14 protein-coding genes are annotated in these 15,606 nt (G+C 50.9%); 5 read left to right on the forward strand and 9 right to left on the reverse strand.

Going from position 1 to position 15,606, the window contains the following annotated elements:
* Positions 1-519: 519 nt before the first annotated feature.
* Positions 520-1,281 (forward strand): DUF4184 family protein, encoded by a 762-nt coding sequence (locus tag G544_RS20135; protein WP_051155615.1) that lies wholly within the window; start codon positions 520-522, stop codon positions 1,279-1,281.
* Here G544_RS20135 and G544_RS0106860 read toward each other — a convergent pair.
* Positions 1,276-2,043, reverse strand: a complete 768-nt coding sequence (locus tag G544_RS0106860) for a nucleotidyltransferase domain-containing protein (protein ID WP_081650764.1) — start codon at positions 2,041-2,043, stop codon at positions 1,276-1,278. The genes G544_RS20135 and G544_RS0106860 overlap by 6 nt on opposite strands.
* A 258-nt stretch (positions 2,044-2,301) precedes the next feature.
* On the opposite strand from G544_RS0106860, the gene rtcR reads away from it, so the two are divergent.
* Positions 2,302-3,894 carry an RNA repair transcriptional activator RtcR gene (gene rtcR, locus G544_RS0106865; RefSeq protein WP_027273905.1) on the forward strand — a complete coding sequence of 531 codons (1,593 nt, stop codon included), beginning with the start codon at positions 2,302-2,304 and terminating at the stop codon, positions 3,892-3,894.
* Between the two features lie 71 nt (positions 3,895-3,965).
* Here the strand turns inward: rtcR and clpB are convergent, their stop codons facing one another.
* The 3 genes from clpB to rluD form a co-directional block, all read right to left on the reverse strand.
* Positions 3,966-6,539 (reverse strand): ATP-dependent chaperone ClpB, encoded by a 2,574-nt coding sequence (gene clpB, locus G544_RS0106870; protein WP_027273906.1) that lies wholly within the window; start codon positions 6,537-6,539, stop codon positions 3,966-3,968.
* A gap of 178 nt (positions 6,540-6,717) precedes the next feature.
* Positions 6,718-7,449: a purine nucleoside phosphorylase YfiH gene (gene yfiH, locus G544_RS0106875; RefSeq protein WP_027273907.1), complete on the reverse strand. Its 732-nt coding sequence runs from the start codon at positions 7,447-7,449 to the stop codon at positions 6,718-6,720.
* Positions 7,446-8,426 (reverse strand): 23S rRNA pseudouridine(1911/1915/1917) synthase RluD, encoded by a 981-nt coding sequence (rluD, locus tag G544_RS0106880; RefSeq protein WP_027273908.1) that lies wholly within the window; start codon positions 8,424-8,426, stop codon positions 7,446-7,448. The genes yfiH and rluD overlap by 4 nt, the downstream gene beginning before the upstream one ends.
* 133 nt (positions 8,427-8,559) lie before the next feature.
* Here rluD and bamD point away from each other — a divergent pair, with 133 nt between their 5' ends.
* Both bamD and G544_RS0106890 read left to right on the forward strand, forming a co-directional pair.
* Positions 8,560-9,291: an outer membrane protein assembly factor BamD gene (gene bamD, locus G544_RS0106885; protein ID WP_027273909.1), complete on the forward strand. Its 732-nt coding sequence runs from the start codon at positions 8,560-8,562 to the stop codon at positions 9,289-9,291.
* 184 nt (positions 9,292-9,475) lie between these two features.
* On the forward strand, positions 9,476-10,654 hold the full coding sequence (locus tag G544_RS0106890; protein WP_027273910.1) for a pyridoxal phosphate-dependent aminotransferase: 1,179 nt from the start codon (positions 9,476-9,478) through the stop codon (positions 10,652-10,654).
* A gap of 95 nt (positions 10,655-10,749) precedes the next feature.
* On the opposite strand, the gene G544_RS0106895 is transcribed toward G544_RS0106890, so the two are convergent.
* From G544_RS0106895 to G544_RS0106905, 3 genes are all read right to left on the reverse strand, one after another.
* Positions 10,750-12,012 (reverse strand): MFS transporter, encoded by a 1,263-nt coding sequence (locus tag G544_RS0106895; protein WP_051155617.1) that lies wholly within the window; start codon positions 12,010-12,012, stop codon positions 10,750-10,752.
* An 81-nt stretch (positions 12,013-12,093) separates the two neighbouring features.
* Positions 12,094-12,747 (reverse strand): bifunctional 4-hydroxy-2-oxoglutarate aldolase/2-dehydro-3-deoxy-phosphogluconate aldolase, encoded by a 654-nt coding sequence (locus G544_RS0106900; protein WP_027273912.1) that lies wholly within the window; start codon positions 12,745-12,747, stop codon positions 12,094-12,096.
* Between the two features lie 35 nt (positions 12,748-12,782).
* A complete protein-coding gene (locus tag G544_RS0106905) occupies positions 12,783-13,577 on the reverse strand; it encodes an IclR family transcriptional regulator (protein ID WP_036023559.1) in 795 nt (264 codons plus the stop codon).
* Positions 13,578-13,767: 190 nt separating this feature from the next.
* On the opposite strand from G544_RS0106905, the gene G544_RS0106910 reads away from it, so the two are divergent.
* The gene (locus tag G544_RS0106910; protein WP_211218896.1) at positions 13,768-14,334 is read left to right on the forward strand and encodes a P-loop nucleotide/nucleoside kinase family protein; all 567 of its coding nucleotides are present in this window, start codon (positions 13,768-13,770) and stop codon (positions 14,332-14,334) included.
* A gap of 89 nt (positions 14,335-14,423) precedes the next feature.
* On the opposite strand, the gene rplS is transcribed toward G544_RS0106910, so the two are convergent.
* Together rplS and trmD are read right to left on the reverse strand one after the other, a co-directional pair.
* The gene (gene rplS / locus G544_RS0106915; RefSeq protein WP_027273915.1) at positions 14,424-14,783 is read right to left on the reverse strand and encodes a 50S ribosomal protein L19; all 360 of its coding nucleotides are present in this window, start codon (positions 14,781-14,783) and stop codon (positions 14,424-14,426) included.
* A 53-nt stretch (positions 14,784-14,836) separates the two neighbouring features.
* The gene (gene trmD / locus G544_RS0106920) at positions 14,837-15,586 is read right to left on the reverse strand and encodes a tRNA (guanosine(37)-N1)-methyltransferase TrmD (RefSeq protein ID WP_027273916.1); all 750 of its coding nucleotides are present in this window, start codon (positions 15,584-15,586) and stop codon (positions 14,837-14,839) included.
* Positions 15,587-15,606: the final 20 nt, after the last annotated feature.

Raw genomic sequence — 15,606 nt, forward strand, 5'->3', positions numbered from 1 at the left:
CGTTCAATCTGAGCCATGATCAAACTCTTCAATTAAAGTTTGATGCTCAAAGAATCTTTACTGTTAGTTCGTAATGAATTAACTGATGTTCACTCTTCAAGACTTTTATCTATCGTTTGCGCCGAAGCGCTGTTGGATAGCGTCCTGTGAGTGCCCACACAGATTGTCTGATAAATTGTTAAAGAGCGTGCGTCAGGGGAAAAACTTCCCGTGACGCGGGCTGCGTATATTACGCCATCCCGTTTCAGAGTCAAGCGGTAAATCACCGATTTGCGCGTTGCTTTCCGCTTGACTGGCTGAGAGCTAACCGGCTTCTGCCGTGTCAGTGGAGGCGCATTATAGGGAATTAATAACGGCTGGCAAGAGGTAAATTAGAAATAATTGCAGATTTTTTGTTTTCGCCATTATTCTGATTAATATCCAAACAGTTTCTTTCTCTTACGTCGGATATTTTCTTCATATTAGCTTCACAGGCCAAGCCTAGCCTTATCGCTACATATTCAAATGAAGCCGACGCCCATGCCTTTTACCTTTGCCCACCCGGCCCTCGTCCTTCCTCTGCGCTACGGCTTAGGTAAGCGCCTATCAATGACTGCGCTGATAGCAGGAAGCGTGTCGCCCGATCTGGAATACTTTGTTCGCATGAGCGTTAAAGGGCTTTATGGGCATACCCCTGCCGGCATTTTTCTGCTCGATATCCCCCTGGCGCTACTGCTGACGTTTACCTTTCACTGCGTGATTAGAGAGCCGCTAATACAAAACCTGCCCGCGTTTATTCGCCATCGCCTTTGGCCGCTTCGTTTAGCGATAAGCTGGCCTGCGTACGTCAAAAGCCATTTTGCCATCGTGCTGCTTTCTCTTTTTATCGGCGCACTTTCCCATGTGATATGGGATGCATTCACCCACCAGGATGCGTTCTTCATCACGCTGTTTGGCTGGCAAACGATAAGCCTCAATCTGCTCAATCATGAAATTCCGCTTTATCGCATCCTGCAGCACGCCAGTACCTTTATTGGCCTTACCGCTATTGCCGCTTATTTTTACCTGACGCCAAAGCATGCCGAAAAGCACTCAACGATCTCAATGCGCTATTGGTTAACCGTCTCGCTGGTTGCGCTACTGATTACTGCCATCAGGCTCATTTGGATATACCCACACATTCCTTTTGGCACGGCTTTAGTGACCGCTATCTCTGCGCTATTTATTGGGCTTTCCTTCGCACCTTTTTTATGCGGTTGGGCGTTCAAAAGCAGCAATGAACGCCCAAGACAACTATCATGAGCGCCGCATAACGGTATCGCTTAGAAACCGATCCAGACAGCTTACGCTTGCAGACTGCGCCAGCATGTCGCTTTTAACCATTTCAAGAGCGCGAAAATCCAACTCTTGTTCTATAAAACGGTGTATCAGCTCTAACCTGTTACCAAATTTGGATTCTGGATGTTTTCGCTTGCTCTCAAGCAGGTGGTCTATTTCCGCCAGCAGCGTTTTATCATCAAGTACGGTAAGCAGGTGTGAAAAAGGCATCGGAGGCACGCTTTTCCGCTCATCGATCCACTTCACGGCCAGCAGCGGGCGTAAAACGTAAAAGTACTTTTTAAGCCTGACCGTATCCCCCTTCAAATAGCCACGAAAGTTCTTTTTTGCCATCGAAAGGTAGTGATAGCGACCCTTGAGTCCTGAAAAGCAATCAACAGCCAATTGACGCAGCTCAGTCATAAACGCCTCATCAGCCCGATAAACTATCGGCGAATTGAGCCACTCAAGCAACGTCGGGTTAGATCGCTTTAACAGCCCCAGCGCTTTACGCAGTTCCCAACCGCTTATGTCAAGCTCATCATCTAAAGGGCGTTCTATCACATCGCGACCGGGCTCAACCTTTAAGTACCATTCGGTTTTATGTATATAGATAAAACGAACGTCATAGTCGCTGTCGGTTGAGGCGAATCCCCATCCCCGGCTGCCCGATTCACATGCATAAAGTATTTTTACGTCGAAGGCCCGCTCTATTGCATCCAGCTCTCGTTCTATCCTTCGCCTCATGGCGTCGAACACCGGATGCTCATTTTCAGCAAATATTCCTTTTTCTTCTATTAGCATTGTTTCTTCCTTATTTATTCAGACCGTTTTAGTTTTGGTAATAGCCTGAACCGTGCCAATTTTCCTTAACTGATTCAAAAATCATAACTATATGTTTTATTTGTTTTTAATATAAATCTTACGCCCTGACAAACGACAGTATCGCCATACGGTCAAAATTATTTTATTATTTTGGATAATTTTTATATTTTGAGATAAATCATGAAGCGTGTCGCCATTGGCGTATTGGGAACCGTATTAGACAAACGTGGTAAGCGTGAAAATCGCTGGAACAAATGGCGGCCAACGGTCGGCATGTGCCAGCAGCCAGATTTTCCGATCGACAGGCTGGAGCTTATCTACCAACCCAGAGATAAGATCATGGCGGAAAGAACCATGCAGGACATTCTTTTGGCCTCGCCACATATGGAAATACGCCTGCATGAAATTGCGCTACGTAACCCATGGGATATTGAAGAGGTGTATACCGCCCTGCTCGATTTCGCCGAGCGTTACCCTTTCGATACGGAAAATGAAGAGTATCTGATTCACATCACCACCGGTACGCACGTTGTTCAGATCTGCTGGTTTTTGCTAACCGAAGCGCGTTATTTCCCCGCCAAGCTTATTCAAACCATGCCAGAGAGGAAAAGCACGAAGGAAGAAGGTGAACACGCAAACCCGGCCGGCAGTTATTCCATCATCGACCTTGACCTTAGCCGCTATGACCGCATCTCGACTCGATTTAAACAGCTAAGCGCTAACTCGGTCTCCTATCTCAAAGCAGGAATTGCAACACGCAACGCGACCTTTAACCGTCTGATTGACGAAATCGAGCGCGTTGCGATCCGCTCAACGGCACCCATCTTAATGATTGGCCCCACGGGTGCGGGGAAATCATTTCTGGCCCGCCGAATTTATGAGCTTAAGCAGGAAAGGCATCGTCTAAGCGGCCGTTTTGTTGAGGTCAACTGCGCCACCCTGCGCGGCGACAGCGCGATGTCGACGCTTTTCGGCCACGTAAAGGGCGCGTTTACCGGCGCACAGTCGGATCGCCCTGGGCTGCTGCGTTCCGCCAACGGCGGCATGCTGTTTTTAGACGAAATAGGCGAACTGGGCCTCGATGAACAGGCCATGCTGCTTAAGGCCATTGAAGAGAAAACCTTCTTTCCCTTCGGCAGCGATAAAGAGGTCCATAGCGACTTTCAGCTAATTGCCGGAACCCATCGGGACCTGCGTAAGCAGGTCAGCAAAGGCCGCTTTCGCGAAGACCTCTACGCCCGAATAAACCTTTGGACCTATCAACTGCCGGGCTTAGCTGACCGTCCAGAAGATCTCGAACCAAACCTCGACTACGAGCTGGCTCGCTTTGCAAAAGAACAGGGAGAACGCGCCTATTTCAACGCCGAATCTCGCCGTCGGTATCTCTCTTTCGCCACGTCAAGCGAAGCCTCGTGGTCGGGGAACTTCAGGGAGCTCAGCGCTAGCGTCACTCGGATGGCGACGCTGGCTGAATCCGGACGCATAACGGACGAGATCGTCACGCAGGAAATCGAGCGGCTGCGCTACGGCTGGGGCCTAGCGCAACGGGAAGAAAGCGCAGCACTGCCTGACGTTAACGCCCCCATCGATCTCTTTGACTATCATCAGTTGAAGGCGGTGCTGGAGGTGTGTCGAATAAGCGCCAGCCTTTCTGACGCCGGGCGCAAGCTGTTCGCCGTATCCCGCAGCCAGAAGAAGAACCCCAACGATGCGGACAGACTGAGAAAATACCTCTCCCGCTTCGGACTAAGCTGGGAGATGTTGAAAAGATAGCCCTTACTCCCGACATAGAAAAGGGGCGACGGTGTATAAACCGCTCGCCCCTTTGTACCTACTATGTGCAGTTATTGTTTCGCGACAATGCGCTCGCCGTCTACGTCCAGCGTAATCGGCTCACCCGGCAACAGCGTTCCAGACAGAATTTGCTGCGCCAGCGGGTTTTCGATTTCCTGCTGAATAGCGCGTTTTAACGGGCGTGCGCCGTAAACAGGATCGTACCCCTCTTTCGCCAGCAGATCTAAACCTGCCTCAGAGATGCTTACCATGTAGCCGCGCTCTTCCAGGCGCTTATACAGGCGCTCAAGCTGAATACGGGCAATTGACTTAATCATCGATTCACCCAGCGGGTGGAACACGACGGTTTCATCAATACGGTTGATGAACTCTGGCCTGAAGTGGTGGCCGACGACGCTCATCACCAGCTCTTTCATCTCGCCGTAATCCAATTTACCAAAGCGCTCCTGGATCATGTCGGAACCGAGGTTAGAGGTCATGATGACAACCGTGTTGCGAAAGTCCACCGTACGCCCCTGCCCGTCCGTTAGGCGGCCATCGTCCAGCACCTGAAGCAGAATGTTGAACACGTCCGGATGCGCCTTTTCCACTTCGTCCAACAGGATGACAGAGTACGGGCGCCGACGAACGGCTTCCGTCAAATAACCGCCCTCTTCATAGCCGACATAGCCCGGAGGCGCGCCAACCAGGCGGGAAACGCTGTGTTTCTCCATAAACTCCGACATATCGATGCGCACCATCGCGTCATCGCTGTCGAACATAAAGTTGGCGAGCGCTTTCGCCAGCTCGGTTTTACCTACCCCGGTCGGACCAAGGAACAGGAATGAGCCGATCGGACGATTCGGATCCGACAGGCCTGCGCGGCTGCGGCGGATCGCATTAGACACCGCCTCTACCGCCTCATTCTGGCCAATAACGCGGGCATGCAGCTGCTGCTCCATACGCAACAGTTTGTCGCGTTCGCCTTCCAGCATGCGGTCGACGGGAATGCCGGTCGCCTTGGCCAGCACTTCGGCGATTTCCGCATCGGTAACCTTATTGCGCAGCAGCCTCATGGTCTTGCCTTCGGAGCTTTCCGCCATCGCCAGCTGCTTTTCCAGCTCGGGGATTTTGCCGTACTGCAGCTCAGACATCCGGGCCAGATCGCCTGCGCGGCGCGCCTGATCCAACGTCGTTTTGGCCTGCTCCAACTCGGCCTTGATACTCTGCGTACCGGATACGGAGGCTTTCTCCGCTTTCCATTCCTCTTCCAGCTCGGAGTATTCGCGCTCTTTCTGTTCCAACTCCTCGTTTAGCATATCAAGACGTTTTTTACTGGCATCATCGGACTCTTTCATCAGTGCCTGCTGCTCAAGCTTCAGCTGAATAATGCGTCTGTCAAGCCTGTCCAGAGGTTCAGGCTTGGAGTCCATCTGCATACGGATGCTGGATGCCGCTTCGTCAATAAGATCGATAGCCTTATCGGGCAGCTGCCGGTCAGAGATATAGCGATGAGACAGGGTCGCAGCCGCCACGATTGCCGGGTCGGTTATCTGTACGTGATGGTGCAGCTCATAGCGCTCTTTCAGCCCTCGTAGGATGGCGATGGTGTCTTCCACCGTCGGCTCCGCCACGTAGACTTTCTGGAAACGCCGTTCCAACGCCGCGTCTTTCTCGATGTATTGACGGTATTCATCCAGCGTCGTCGCTCCGACGCAGTGAAGCTCGCCGCGAGCCAACGCAGGCTTCAGCATATTGCCGGCGTCCATCGCGCCATCGCCCTTACCCGCGCCGACCATGGTGTGCAGCTCATCGATAAACAGGATGACGCTCCCCTCCTGCTTGGCGAGATCGTTCAAAACGCCTTTCAGACGCTCTTCAAACTCACCGCGATACTTCGCGCCGGCAATCAGCGCGCCCATGTCCAGCGCCAGCACGCGCTTATTCTTCAATCCTTCGGGCACCTCGCCGTTAACAATCCGCTGGGCCAAGCCCTCAACGATGGCGGTTTTACCCACGCCAGGTTCGCCGATAAGCACCGGGTTGTTTTTGGTGCGGCGCTGCAGCACCTGAATAGTCCGACGGATCTCTTCATCACGGCCGATAACCGGGTCAAGCTTGCCCTGTTCAGCCCGCTCGGTCATGTCGATAGTGTACTTTTTCAGCGCCTGGCGCTGGTCTTCCGCACTGGCATCATCCACGTTTTCACCACCTCTCATTTGGTCAATCGCCTGACTTATTCTATTTTCCACCGCCCCCGCTTTTTTCAGCAGGTCAGCAAGCTGCCCGCGCTCTTCCAGCGCGGCAAGAATAAACAATTCCGAAGAAATGAACTTATCGCTGCGCTTTTGCGCCAGCTTGTCGCACAGGTTCAGCATGCGGATAAGCTCATTCGACGGCTGAACGTCGCCGCCCGCGCCCTCAACCTGAACGGTGCGGCTGAGCGCGTCGTTCAAGTCATTTCGCAGACGAGAAACATCAACGCCGGCCGCCGTTAGCAGCGGGCGAACGCTGCCCCCTTCCTGAGCCAGCAGCGCGCTCATTAAGTGAATGGGTTCAATAAACTGATTGTCCCGCCCCAGCGCCAATGACTGCGCATCGGCCAAGGCGAGCTGAAACTTGCTGGTTAAACGATCTAGACGCATAACACCTCCAGAGAAAAATAGGGTTAGCAATGTTGCTATGTCGTATAGATGAGGCTGATAGAGTGGTTTTCAAGACTAAAGTCAATATAAATTTATCAACGTCAATCACAGAATTGAAGAATTATTAGTATCAATACGTTAGGCAGAAGTCAGCCTAACGTAGCTAGCGACGTGCGGTTTACTCAAACCAAATGAGGCTCACCATTCTGCCGGTGGTCTTTTCGCGTCGATAGGAAAAAAAGAGTTCAGGCTGGCCTACGGTGCAGTAGTTACCGCCGTAAATTTTTTGCACGCCGGCAGCGATCAGGCGCTGGCGGGCAAGAAGGTAGATATCGGCCAGATATTTATCTCCGCTGGGCTGAAATGCCAGAGAAGCCTGTGGGTCAACCCGCATGAAAGCCTCACGCACTTCTGCGCCAACCTCAAAGCGCTCAGGCCCTATCGCTGGCCCCAGCCAAACCATCACGTCGGCGGGTAACGCATCAAAATGCTCAAGCGTGCGCTCAAGCACGCCGCTTTGAAGCCCACGCCATCCCGCGTGAGCTGCGGCCACTTCGTTACCGTAGGCGGAACAGAACAGTACGGGAAGGCAGTCCGCCGTCATTACTGCGCACGCTTTCCCCGGCGAGCGGCTATAAGACGCATCGGCGCAGTTATCAACGGCGCGGTATGACTCCATAGGCAGAACGTCGGTACCGTGTACCTGAGAGAGCCACCCTATTTCCAGCCGCGGCCCCAGCTGGGCGCTGAGGCGTCGACGATTCTCTTCCACGTTTCGCGGCGAGTCGCCAACGTGGTCGCCCAGGTTTAGCGATTCATAGGGCGGCGGACTAACGCCGCCTGCACGCGTTGTCGCCAGCGCCTTAACGTTCGTCGGCGCCTGCCATTCGGGAAGAATTAGTGGGATCATGTCCAGTCCAGTTGATCTTTAAATAATTCAGTGTCTTCACGCAGCGCGGCGACCAATGCCACCATATCGTCCGGCAGCGGAGCGTGCCACTCCATCAGCTCGCCGCTGATGGGATGGTGCAAACGCAGCATAGTCGCATGAAGCGCCTGTCTGTCGAAATCGCGCAACTGCTGGATAAAGGCTTCGGAAGCGCCCTTTGGCGGACGGGGACGGCCGCCATACAGCGGATCGCCCACCAGCGGATGGGTGATGTGCGCCATATGTACGCGAATTTGGTGCGTTCTGCCCGTTTCCAGACGCAGGCGCAGGCGAGTATGCGCGCGAAAACGTTCCATGATGCGATAGTGCGTCACCGCCGGTTTTCCCATCGGATAAACCGACATGTGGGTGCGCTTGGTAGGATGACGCGCGATCGCGGCGTCTACCGTTCCGCCACCGGTCATAATACCGATCGCCACCGCCTCATATTCACGGGTAATCTCTCGCGCCTGAAGCGCCTCTACCAGCCGAGTTTGGGCAGGAACGTTCTTCGCCACCACCATCAGGCCGGTCGTATCTTTATCCAAACGGTGCACAATGCCCGCTCTCGGCACGTCGGCAATGGCCGGGTAATGGTGCAAAAGCGCGTTAAGCACCGTACCGTCAGGATTGCCTGCGCCCGGATGAACAACCAGATCGCGCGGCTTGTTGATAACGATAATATCATCGTCCTCATAGACGATGTCTAACGCGATGTCCTGAGGCTCCCAACGCGTTTCCTCTTCTATCAGGGCATCGACTAAGATACACTCGCCGCCAAGCACTTTCTCTTTCGGCTTGGAGATAATTTGGCCGTTGACCGACACGCGTTCTTCCAGAATCCATTCTTTTATACGAGAACGCGAATAATCGGGGAACAATTCGGCTAATGCCTGATCTAATCTCTGACCAAGCTGTGATTCTTGAACCGTTGCAGTAAGCTGTACTTGCTGTGACATAAAGTGACTTCTTAAGTTTTCAGTTGGGTTTTAACGGTAATGCCGTTTAAAATAATATGCTATTGTATCTGTTACTTCTCAGAAGCTGAAAGGATAGCTTCTGAAACTACACTCTGAGGATAATCAAAGCGTCATGATGCCTATGAAAAAGTTAATGGCTGCGGCCATAGTAAGCCTGACATTGGCTGGCTGCTCATCGGACAAGGTTCCCGATACTCCGCCAGCGGAAATGTATGCAACCGCCCAGGAAAAGCTGCAAAGCGGTAACTTTCGTGGCGCTATTACCGAATTGGAAGCATTAGACAGCCGCTATCCGTTTGGCCCTTATTCTCAGCAGGTGCAGCTTGATCTTATCTACGCCTATTACAAGGCCGATGAGCTGCCCCTCGCTCAGGCCACCATCGATCGCTTTGCGCGCCTAAACCCGACGCACCCGAACATTGACTACGTCATGTACATGCGCGGACTTACCGATATGGCGTTCGACGGCAACATGGTACAGGACTTCTTCGGGATTGACCGCTCCGACCGCGACCCGCAGCACGCTCGCGCCGCGTTCAGCGACTTCACCCAGCTCGTTCGCCGCTTCCCGCAGAGCGCCTACGCCAATGACGCGCAGAAGCGTCTGGTGTACTTGCACAACCGTCTGGCCAACTACGAGCTTTCCGTCGCGCAATATTACACTAAGCGCGGCGCCTATGTCGCCGTCGTTAACCGCGTTGAGCAAATGATGCGCGACTATCCCGATGCACAAGCCACTCGCGACGCGCTACCGCTGATGGAAAACGCCTATCGTCAGATGAATCTGGCCGCTCAGGCTGATAAAGTCAAAAGAATTATAGAAACCAACGAAGTCAAGTCGTAATCGCCGGTTTTCTACTCTAAACGGCCGCAGCAACCGCGGCCGTTTCTATTTCTGCTGTTTCTGCTGTTACACTCTTCCCCTGCTTTACGCGCGTCGTTTTCCCTTATTTACATCATTCAGAAAACCGGATAACTTACTCAGATACCGATTTATTTGAATAATAATTCACTATAGGGCAAATAATATGGACAGGCGAACGCTACTTAAATCTTCCGGTCTGCTGCTAGGCGGGCTCACTCTGGGGCAGTTAGTAACCGGCACGGCGCGGGCGAGTCAGGGAACTCAGGCAGCTAACCAAACGCCCGTGTTGCCCACACCAACGAAAGAACAGCCGCTGCTGCTAAACTTTAACGAGAATTCGCTGGGCATGTCGCCTAAGGCGCATCAGGCGGTGATTGATGCGCTGCCCCAGGCCTTCCGCTACCCCGACGCGGCCAGAGAGAAGCTGATTGAAAAAATCGCTCAGTTACACAAACTCCAGGTTTCCAACCTGTCCTTAGGAAACGGATCGTCAGAGTCAATTCAGGCTGCCGTTCAGATGGGGATCTATCAGGCGCAGAAAGCCGGTAAAAAAGTTCAACTGATAGTACCCGATCCGACCTTCAACTACGCAGAGCTTTACGCCTCATCCCTCGGCGTCAGCGTGGTCAAAATACCGCTCAACGACAGGCTGGGATTTGACGTTGACGGGTTGAAGAAAGCGGCAGAGGCGTTTGACGGCGTGTCTATCGTTTATCTGTGTAACCCAAATAACCCGACGGCGACCATTACGCCAGCCGCGCAGCTGGAGCCCTGGATTGCAAGCGCATCGGAAAATACGCTGTTCATCCTCGACGAAGCCTATGCTGAATTCGTCACGGACCCAAGCTTTCGCAGCGGCATCGAACTTGTGCTAAAAGAGAACAAAAAGGTCATCGTCACCCGTACGTTCTCAAAAATCTATGCGCTCGCAGGATTACGTATTGGCTATGCGGTTGCCCATCCAGACGTAATTGCACAAATTGAAGCCTTCATGTCTCTCGACAACACCAACGCGGCCGGCGCCGTTGCCGCATTGGCTTCACTGGAAGATAAAACCTTCTTGACCATTAGCCGAACGTCAGTTGACACCGCGCGCAAAATCGTCACCAACGCGTTGGATAAGCTGGGATTAGAGTATCTTCCTTCACAGGCAAACTTTATCTTTCACAGGGTTCCCGGCGACGTAAAAACCTATCAGCAGCGCATGAAGGAATATCACGTTTTCGTCGGCCGTGAATTCCCGCCGGCAACCGGTTGGAATCGCCTGACGCTGGGCACACCGGAAGAAATGACCACCTTCGTCAGCTTGCTTAACGAGTTCCGCGCCAAGGGCTGGGTATAATTCTCTCGGCCTAACGGCCGCATTATCAATAGCGAAAAAAATGGGTTATGGCTGTTAACGCCATAACCCATATATAGCACGCCTCTTAGCTATCGCTATTTCTCATCCGGCTTTTTCAGGAAGAAGCCATAAGAAATCGCACCAACCAGCAGCAAACAGGCGCCAAGGATGAAAACGTTTCCAAAGCTGCCTGTCTTATCCAAAATAACGCCGGTCACGATAGGCGCCATCGCCGCCCCTAAAAATCCGCCGAAATTTTGAATTGCCCCCAGTGAGCCAACCTGATTGCTTGGCGCAACGTCAGCAGCCAGAGTCCAGATAACGCCCGACGGCAATTGAGATGCAAAATATCCGATGGACAGCAGAACAATGCTGAGCACCGTATTATCAATAAAGGCGATTGGCGCTACGGACGCGGCGGCAATAACAGCGCCGCCAACGATGGGAATTTTACGCGCATTAATCGGCTTTATTCCCTTCCTGATGGCATAGTCAGAAATAATGCCGCCAAGCAATACGCCAATAATTCCACAGAAGAAGGGAATAGAGGCAATCCAGCCCATTTGCTTTAATGTAAAGCCCTGTTCACGCTCAAGATAGCTGGGTAGCCAAGTCAGATAGACCCAAATCGTGAACATGATGCCGAAGTTACCCAAAATCATAAACCAGGTGACTTTTTGCTTAAGCAAATCCCCCCAGGACGCTTGCTTAACTGAAGACGACTTGGCGAGCTGCTCAGCCTTCGCTTCTTCTTCGCCTTTAATAAGCAGCGCTTCTTCCGGCGTCGGTTCGCGATAAATTTTTAACCACACGAGCATAACCAACAGGCCGAAAACGCCTACGACGACGAACATGCCGCGCCAGGTCATGGTTAACATCAAAATGGTTAACAGAGGAGGCGCTATCGCATTAGCGATTTGCGAGCCCGTATTGATAATAGAAACGGGAACGCCGCGCTCTTCTTTTGAAAACCAAGTCTGCGTAGCCTTTAAGCCGGAGGTAAAGAACGGTGATTCCGCAACGCCTAAAACTACGCGCATCGCATAAAACATCGAATAGCTATTTAAGAAACCGCAGGCAATGGTGACGATGGACCAAAGGCCCGACGCCCAGGCAAACATCTTTTTCGGCCCAAATTTATCAACCAGCCAACCGGCGGGTAAATTGGCAAGAGCATACGGCCAAAGAAAGGCCGATAATAAAAAGCCCATCTGCGTTTGGGATAAACCAAATTCTTCGGAAATTGTTGTATTGGCAATACTTAAGTTGGATCTATCCAGATAATTAACAATAGCGCCAACAACTAATAAAATGACAAAACCCCACCTCAAGCGAGGCTTTTGCTTTATTAATGTCATGTTATATTCCTTTAAATTACAGGTAAGAATATATCTCGATGTTATCGAAATATATTTATTAATTATTCAAAGTTAGAAATATTAAAGACCGCTTTTCGCCTTCGCTATTGCTGCCAGGAAGGTCTTTGCCGCTTGAGTGACCTTACTATAATCGTTATCTTTTTGAGCCGCCTTAGTGATATAGCTTGCCAGACCAACGCAAATAGCCCCGGCCGCAAACCATTCGGATACGTTTTCCGGCGTTACGCCGCCCGTGGGCGAAATAGGCGCGTGCGAAAGAGGGGCCATAATGGATTTAACATATGCAGGGCTTAGGAACTCTGCGGGAAATAGCTTCACAATATCCGCACCGGCATCCAGCGTATTTTGGATCTCCGCCGGAGTAAAAGCGCCGCTCATTGTCACGACCTGATAGCGATTAGCCATTTTTATCATTTCAGGATTTAACTGCGGGCTAACCAGCAGCTCTGCGCCAGCGCGAATTGCCGCATTGGCCGTTTCACCGTCTAGAACGGTGCCTGCTCCAATCAGAATACCCTGTGATTTATATTTATTTGATAAGTATTTAATAACGTCAAGCGCATTAGGAACGCTCATCGGTATTTCCAATACTGTAATACCGCCTTCAATTGCCGCTTCGGCAATTTTAATTGTTTCTTCTTCATTATCTAATCTGACAATTAGCACCGCGCCAGAATCGATAATTTTTTTCATATTGTTAAACTTGGTATACATCAGAGTCTCCTGAAGTGTTCATTTCTTATCACTAATTACAACAAATACGGTTTATGCCCCGTAAAGCCCAATTTTCTGGATATCTGCATCGCGGTTTGAGTCACAAGCTTTGCGATTATTTGCTCTTTTTCTTCAGTCATTCCGCTATACAGGCTAGCAACGCTGCATGAAGCAATCGGCAGATTGGTATGGTTATAAATAGCCGTACCTATGCAGTACATTTCCAAATTATCTTCGCGATCGTCAATCGAGTAACCATTTTGACGAGTCAGATTGGCGTCGCTCAGTACGTCCGTTAGGTTGGTTTTGGACAACGGCGTTTTTGTAGGGTAAGGCTCGCTGCCAAGCAGTTGAGCAATCTTGCGGTCGGGGAAAGCCGCAAGCAGCGCCTTCCCTAGCCCCGTAGTGTGCAGGTGACGCGCAGATCCCAGCTTAGCCGTAGGCCTCATGACCGAGTGGCTTTCCGCTTTATCCAAATAGACGATTTTACCTTTGTCTTCCATCCCCAGAAAAACGGTGCTCCCGGTTTTCCTATTCAGCTCTTGTATAAAAGGCTTGGCAATATCAACCACGCTCAAATTGCTCACAACGGCGCTGCCGATTTCAAAAGCCAAGATGCTAAGGCCATAAGTCTTATTTATCGGGTCTTTAACTTCTACAATTCCCTTATAAATTAAAGTTTGAACCAATTCAAAGGCGCTGCTTTTGGGTATTTGCATCATTTCGCAAATATTGTTAAGCGTTAACGCCTTGTCACTACCGCTAAGCAAAAGTAAAAGATCGATAACGCGCTCAGCGGATTTATTAATTTTTTCAGGCTTAGTCTTCATATTTAGTTCACATATGCGAATTGTGATAGGTGTTCAAATATTTGAGCCAAAAACTTCATTTAGCATACCACAGCCACTATTATACGAATTACACCGTATAGACTATTTGTACAAAGTACATAGCAGTTCACATTAAGGGTTCGCATATACGAATTATGTTCGCATATGCGAATTTACATCGAGGAACATCGTGGCTAAAGTTATTTTTTTAATTGGAGCGGCCGGCTCTGGTAAGTCGACAATCGGCAAACTGCTAGCGTCAAAGCTAAACTACAGCTATCTGGATAAAGACGTCGTGTCGAATCGCTTTACCGGTAAGCTGCTTGTCATGCAAGGACATGCGCCTACTGACAGAGATGGATGTGATTTTTACAAGAACGAAGTTATGCCGCTAGAGTATGAAACCTTACTGCATCTCGCGGGAGAAAATCTCAAATTAGGCAATTCTGTGGTCCTTGATGCGCCCTTTTTAGGCTATTTCTCCGACCCCAATTTTGTTAAAAACAGCATTGCTGAATACGGCTGGAGTCAGGATGTTGATGCCAACGTTCTTGAAGTCACTGTGAAGCCCGAAGTGCTAAAAAATCGGATTATCACACGCAACAATGCCCGCGACGCCTGGAAGCTGGAAAACTGGGATGCGTTCATTCAAAGCATCCTGGAAAAGAAATGCCTTTGGGACGGCGTTAACTATATTCGATTTGATAATAGCGGATCGAACGTCAATGAAGCACTTCTATATAGCTACTTCAAATAGCCGAAGTTAAAAAGACAACCCCGCTTCGCGGGCACATGAAAAAGGGCTTAGCATTGCTAAGCCCTTTGTATATCGCTTTTGGATGTCGCTTAAGCGCTGGCTTTGGCAAGACGCTCTTTGATACGAGCTGACTTACCGGCACGCTCACGCAGGTAGTACAGTTTAGCCTGACGAACGGCACCGCGACGCTTAACGGTAATGCTGTCAACCACTGGAGAGTGGGTTTGGAATACGCGTTCTACGCCTTCGCCGTTAGAAATCTTGCGAACAGTGAATGCAGAGTGCAGACCGCGGTTACGGATAGCGATAACCACGCCCTCGAATGCCTGCAGACGTTTCTTGCTGCCTTCAACGACCCATACCTTTACTTCCACGGAATCACCCGGACGGAATGCAGGTACGTCCTTCTTCATCTGTTCTTCTTCAAGTTGCTTAATAATGTTGCTCATAATATCTCTCTTACCCTAGGTAAACTGAAACGTCGGGAACACAACGTTACCCGTTAGTCTTGCTGTGCTTCATATTCCTTTTGGAACATGGTCAACAGCGCTGCTTGCTCATCAGTCAGAGCTAGGCTTTTTAGAAGCTCAGGTCTTCTAAGCCAGGTTCGGCCCAACGATTGCTTTAGGCGCCAACGGCGAATGTGTTCATGGTTGCCCGAAAGCAGCACTTGCGGAACTTCCATGCCGTCTAACACCTCAGGTCGAGTATAGTGCGGGCAGTCTAAAAGACCGTCAGCAAACGAGTCCTCTTCGGCCGACTGTTGATGCCCCAGAACGCCCGGAATAAACCGAGAAACTGAATCAATCAACGTCATCGCGGGAAGCTCTCCGCCGCTGAGAACGTAATCACCAATGGACCACTCCTCATCGACTTCGGTTTGAATCACGCGCTCGTCTATTCCCTCATACCGGCCGCAAATCAGAATCATCTTCTCATTTGTCGCCAGCTCGCAAACTCCACGTTGGTCAAGTTTGCGCCCCTGCGGTGAAAGATAAATCACCTTCACCCCTTCGCCCGCTGCCGCTTTTGCCGTGTGTATGGCGTCCCGTAAGGGCTGAACCATCATCAACATGCCGGGACCACCGCCGTAAGGCCGGTCGTCAACGGTGCGATGCCTATCGTGTGCGAAGTCGCGAGGACTCCAGATATTGACACTCAGCAGGCCATTCTTTACTGCTCGGCCGGTTACCCCGTAGTCGGTCACCGCGCGGAACATTTCGGGGAACAGGCTAATAACACCAATCCACATGCTTAACGTTCCATCTATGA

The organism is Leminorella grimontii ATCC 33999 = DSM 5078 (assembly GCF_000439085.1).
In the GTDB taxonomy this organism is placed as follows: Bacteria; Pseudomonadota; Gammaproteobacteria; order Enterobacterales; family Enterobacteriaceae; genus Leminorella; species Leminorella grimontii.